Below are 753 nucleotides of genomic sequence, written 5' to 3' on the forward strand. Positions count from 1 at the left end.
CTGCTCGACGAGCTCCGGGTCACCGTGATGCCGATCGCGCTCGGCGCCGGTGCGCCCCTGCTGCCGGTGGCCGCCCCCACGCCGGTGTTCGAACTGGTCGGCACGACGCCGTTCGTGGGCGGCGCGGTCGAACTGCACTACCGGTCGACACCAGCGGCCGGTGACACGGACCCGCACTCCGTCGGCCAGGATGCGCGCACCGACGCCTGACGCCCACCAGCCGCGGCGTAGCGTCCGTGCCATGAGCGACAACGAACAGACCGAGCCCGTCATGGACGGCGCCACCGAGGCGACGAACCACGAGAAGCTGCACGGCCTCATCGAGCAGGTCGACCACGACCACGCCGGCGAGGGCGCCGGAGCGATGGCCGACCACCTCCGTGACCGGATGGACGAGACCGGCGTCGTGGACGAGGAAGCCGGCGACACCGAGGACTGAGCCCCGCCGGACGCCACCGCGCGCGTCCCCGGACGGTCCCCGTCGGTCAGGCGACGTCCGCGCGGAAGGTGCGCAGTGCCTCCAGGTCGTCCGCGTCGAGACCGGCACGCTCGACGAACCGGTCCACGTCGAACGCGGCGAGGGCCGCGCGGAACGCCCCCTCGACCGTGGTGCCGTGCTCGGCGCACAGCGCCTCGATCTTCGCCTCGTTCGAGGGGACCCCGATCGAGGCGAGCAGAGCCGGGGCGTTGTCGATCGTGACGAGGTAGTCGGCGACGATCGCCTCGGGTTCGACGCCGGCGAGGGACAGCAGG

The 753-nt window shown here is 72.9% G+C and carries 2 protein-coding genes and 1 pseudogene; 2 read left to right on the top strand and 1 reads right to left on the bottom strand.

From position 1 onward, the window contains the following. Both BIV01_RS12020 and BIV01_RS12025 read left to right on the top strand, forming a co-directional pair. Positions 1–210 (top strand): annotated as a pseudogene (locus BIV01_RS12020) (hypothetical protein); the annotation flags it as partial. Between the two features lie 31 nt (positions 211–241). Continuing rightward, entirely contained in the window at positions 242–439 is a 198-nt protein-coding gene (locus BIV01_RS12025) for a hypothetical protein (RefSeq protein WP_070417343.1), read from the top strand. A gap of 46 nt (positions 440–485) precedes the next feature. Here the strand turns inward: BIV01_RS12025 and BIV01_RS12030 are convergent. Then, on the bottom strand, positions 486–753 hold a 268-nt coding region (locus BIV01_RS12030), incomplete at its 5' end, for a tyrosine-protein phosphatase (RefSeq protein WP_139199330.1).

It is taken from the genome of Curtobacterium sp. MCBA15_013 (assembly GCF_001865095.1).
Taxonomy (GTDB): Bacteria; Actinomycetota; Actinomycetes; order Actinomycetales; family Microbacteriaceae; genus Curtobacterium.

Excerpts from the sequence above, each read along its gene's own strand:
- BIV01_RS12025 (WP_070417343.1), top strand. The coding sequence starts at position 242 with ATGAGCGACAACGAACAGACCGAGCCCGTCATGGACGGCGCCACCGAG.